Genomic DNA, 4,226 nt, shown 5'->3' on the forward strand with positions numbered 1-4,226 from the left:
GAGGGAGAGGGGGAGAGGGGGAGAGGGGGAGAGGGAAAGAAGGGGAGAAACTGCTGACTGTTCCCTGTAAAAGGCTAGTGACTGAAAAAGGGGAAAAACGGGTAAATGGCTTCGTGTTTTGAGGGAGTTCGATCGCTCGATGTAGCGGTAATTGGGGCGAGTCAGGGGATTGGATTCGGCTTCGTCCGACATTTACTCGCCGACGATCGCGTTCGTTCTATCGAGGCCACCTATCGCAACCCCGAGTCTGCGAAACCTTTGTTAGAGCTGTCTCAGTCTCACCCGACGCGCCTGCGGTGTTCTCCTGTAGACGTGACAGACGAGCCGCAAGTGGAAGCCTGGGCGAACCGGCTTCACCAAGATGTGGGAACACTCCATCTCGTCGCGAACTGTGTGGGAATTCTCCAAGAGGGGGCGATCGAACCGGAGAAGAGTTTGCGTCAAATCGATCCCGATCGCCTGTTACGGTATTTTCAAGTCAACAGCATCGGCGGAATTTTGTTAGCCAAGCATCTGTTACCGTTGTTTCGTCACGGCGATCGCAGCGTGTTTGCCAGTATTTCCGCAAAAATTGGCAGTATTGGCGATAACTATCTCGGAGGCTGGTACGGCTATCGCGCCTCGAAAGCAGCGTTGAATATGTTTTTGCGAACGGCGGCGATCGAATATTCTCGAAAAAGTCCTCGAACGCTGGTGGTGATGCTACATCCGGGAACCACGGACACGCGGCTGTCTCGTCCGTTTCAGCGCAACGTTCCCCCAGAGAAACTCTTTTCGATCGATCGCACGGTCACACAGTTACTCGGCGTCATTGAGGGATTGACCGACGACGATAGCGGCCAGTTTTTCTCCTGGGATGGAAGCCGACTTCCGTGGTGAGGCGATGGAGTGATGAGATGATAATGGGATAATGAGATGGGGGAACTCCATTTTTCGGACTTCGATACCATTTTTTCGCCCCCGTCCGACGATCGTTCTTCACTGTTCGCTGCAAAAAGAGGGCGTCTCACCATGAAAGGGTACTCGATCGCTCGACAAGGACTCATCAGCGCGATCGCCGCGATCGCCTGGGGAATAAGTGGCGGAGTCGCCGTCGCTCACAACGGTTGTGAAGCTGACGCCATCGATAACGCAGAATACTATTACGAATACTATCTGACCGTTTGTGCCAAAGGGAGCGGGATCGAGGCGGTAACCGCCTGCGATAAAGCCTTGGATTTGCGCCCCCGCGACGCGCGAACTTGGACGAATCGCGGGGTGCAGTTGGGGAGTTTGGGAGAATACGAAGCGGCGATCGACTCTTATCGTCGCGCCCTCGACATTGCGCCGGATTATTCCCTGGCTTGGGTGAACCTCTGCGCCGATCGCATTAGTTTAGGACGCTATTTTGAAGCCACCGAAGCTTGTCAAAACGCCCTCGACGGCGACGGACGCTGGGGCGAACTGGGAGAGGATTTCGCTTGGTACAATCTCGGTGTGGCTCGAGAACGACTCGAACGTTACGGGGACGCGCAAGAAGCTTATCTTCGCGCCTTGGAATTCGACTCGGACAACGCCGCTGCTTGGAACGGGTTAGGCTATGCGTTGGAACGGTTGGGGCGATATGAGGAAGCTCTCAACGCTTACCAGCGAGCGGTGAGTCTGGCACCCAACATCACGTTGTATCGCGATAATCTCGAGACGGTGTTGTTGCGAATTCGTTAACGCTTGCGATGAAACTTAGCCTCTGTGCGATCGTCAAAAACGAGGAATCTCGACTTCTCGGATGTTTGGAAAGCGTTCGAGGCGTCGCCGACGAAATCGTAGTGTTGGATACGGGATCGCACGATCGCACGGTGGAAATCGCCAAAAACGCGGGTGCGATCGTGGGACACTTCGACTGGTGCGACGATTTCGCCGCTGCGAGAAACGAAGCCTTGAAACTCGTCACAGGAGACTGGGTGTTGGTTCTCGATGCAGACGAACGACTCAACGGGAAGGCGATTCCCTCGTTGCGAACCGCCATTGAAGCCGAAGACGCGATCGCCGTCAATTTAATTCGTCAGGAAATCGGTGCATCTCAATCGCCCTATTCGATCGTGTCGCGATTGTTTCGCCGACATTCAGAAGTCTACTTTACTCGTCCCTATCATGCCACCATCGACGATTCGGTGGGGAAACTGCTGCAACGGGAACCTCGCTGGAACGTCCGCCATCTCGATCGAGTGACGATTTTTCATGAGGGATACGAACCGGGAACGATCGCCTCTCAGGGAAAGTTTGACCGGGCAAAAGCTGCGCTCGAACGCTATCATCGAGAGCATCCTAACGATCCCTATGGGTGCAGTAAGTTGGGGGCGCTCTACGTGCAGGTGGGAGAGATTCACAAAGGGATGAAACTGCTGAATCGGGGACTGTCGGCGCTGGCGGTGACGGCACCGGTAGCCTTTGAGTTACGATACCATCTGGGAATTGCTTACGGGCAACAGCGACAGTTCGATCGCGCCGTCAAGCACTATCGCCTCGCCACGGAAACGGCGATCGCACCGTTGGCGAAACTCGGGGCTTACGTGAATTTAGGATCGGCGTTGCTGCAAATGGGGAATCTCGCCGAGGCGAGACGAAGCTTTGAAACAGTCGTGCAAATCGATCCGAGTTTCGCGTTGGGATTTTACAACCTCGGGGTAACGCTGCGAGGGTTGGGACAGTTTGAAGCGGCGATCGACTGTTACCGCCAAGCGATCGCCCTCGATCCCCAACACGCCAATTCTCACCGCAATTTAGGATTGACGCTGTTGCAAATGGGAAACGTTCTCGATGGGATGTTAGCAGTCAAACAGGCGATCGCGCTTTACGATCGCCTAAATCCCTTAGAAGCGCAACGACTCCGAGATGCGTTTCCGACTCTAGCGGCGCAACGGGATAGGTGAAGCTCGAATCGAGGCGAAGACTGGGGTGAACTCGCGCTGCTCTTCACTGTTCGATCGTTTTCAGCATCTAATCAGACGGTTGAACTTGCTGTCCGAGGCGAGGTTCGGTTCCTGATAACAAGCGATCGATATTCGAGCGGTGGCGGAACAACACGTAAGCGGTGGCGGCGATCGCGAACAGACAGAACGGAAGGGGTTGATGGGTTCCGAGCATCAACACAGAAATTAAAATTGCCGATAACATGGAACTGAGCGAGACGATCCGCGAAATGCTCAATACGATCGCGAAAATGGCGATCGTTGCCAAACCAATTTGCCAAGAGAGGGCTAACAACACGCCGAGGCTGCTGGCGACGGCTTTTCCTCCAGTGGTGAGTTCGGGACTTCGCGCCGAACCGGTCATCAACCAAATGGATTTTGCATGGCCCAGCAGTGCGGCTAATCCCGCCAGCGTTACCATCCAAGGCTGCCACACCTGCAAAACTTCGACGGGGGCGATCGCGCCGAGCGCACCGATCGACTCGTACGTTCCACGCACTACAGTAATGGCCGCAACGGCTTTTAGGATATCGACGAGCAACACGAACAACGCTGCTTTTTTTCCCACGACGCGCAGTACGTTCGTCGCTCCTGTAGAACCGGAGCCGTGTTTGCGAATATCGACGTTTTTCACGCGATACGCCACCCAATACCCCGTGGGCGTCGATCCCAACAGATATGCTGCGACCAACAGCACTCCATTCAACCCCAGCCATGCAGCCATACTCGACAATCTGCCACCTGTCTGTTAATTCAGCAGCATTTTATCAGAGTTCGCGATCGCCCCCTAGGTAAGTTTGCAATTTTTTAGAGTCACCCGTCACCCGTGAAGACAGGGAACAGGGAACGGGGAATCGGGAACAGGGAACGGGGAATCGGGAACGGGGAACAGGGAACAGTTAATCGTTTCTCCCTCTCTCCCCCTCTCCCTCTCTCCCCCTCCTGACAAGGCTATGATTGTAATAGAGAGAGAAAGAGCCGACAAAGAGAAAGCCGTAGACTCGTTTAGGAGAAGCCATGAAATACAACTCAGCTTACCTCAAACAGTGGTCGCAAGAAATCAGTCGTCATTTTCCGAATCTTTCTTGGCCACAAGTCTCAGGGTTAGCCACCTGGAGCTTTGGCATGATGATGAGCCGCTCTTCAAGTCTGACTCAGGTATCAGAGTGTATTGCCCAAGTCAACGAGGAAAAATTCACCAACGTACGTCAAAGACTACAACAGTGGTACAAAGAAAAACGCCAAGCTTACGGTCGTAAATATGCTGAGCTAGATGTA

General features: G+C 54.0%; 4 protein-coding genes and 1 pseudogene. 4 read left to right on the forward strand and 1 reads right to left on the reverse strand.

Going from position 1 to position 4,226, the window contains the following annotated elements:
• Positions 1-105: 105 nt before the first annotated feature.
• The 3 genes from POG22_RS00320 (at position 106) to POG22_RS00330 (ending at position 2,909) form a co-directional block, all read left to right on the forward strand.
• On the forward strand, positions 106-879 hold the full coding sequence (locus tag POG22_RS00320) for an SDR family NAD(P)-dependent oxidoreductase (RefSeq protein ID WP_498902983.1): 774 nt from the start codon (positions 106-108) through the stop codon (positions 877-879).
• Between the two features lie 132 nt (positions 880-1,011).
• Entirely contained in the window at positions 1,012-1,704 is a 693-nt protein-coding gene (locus POG22_RS00325; protein WP_498902984.1) for a tetratricopeptide repeat protein, read from the forward strand.
• 8 nt (positions 1,705-1,712) lie between these two features.
• Positions 1,713-2,909, forward strand: a complete 1,197-nt coding sequence (locus tag POG22_RS00330; protein WP_498902985.1) for a tetratricopeptide repeat protein — start codon at positions 1,713-1,715, stop codon at positions 2,907-2,909.
• Positions 2,910-2,976: 67 nt separating this feature from the next.
• Here POG22_RS00330 and plsY read toward each other — a convergent pair whose 3' ends face one another.
• Positions 2,977-3,672, reverse strand: coding sequence for a glycerol-3-phosphate 1-O-acyltransferase PlsY (plsY, locus tag POG22_RS00335; RefSeq protein ID WP_063719122.1), 696 nt, complete (start codon positions 3,670-3,672; stop codon positions 2,977-2,979).
• A gap of 293 nt (positions 3,673-3,965) precedes the next feature.
• Between plsY and POG22_RS00340 the strand changes: the two are divergent.
• Positions 3,966-4,226: pseudogene (locus POG22_RS00340) on the forward strand (transposase); the annotation flags it as partial.

Source organism: Geitlerinema sp. CS-897 (genome assembly GCF_028368005.1).
GTDB classification, from domain to species: domain Bacteria; phylum Cyanobacteriota; class Cyanobacteriia; order Cyanobacteriales; family Geitlerinemataceae; genus Baaleninema; species Baaleninema simplex.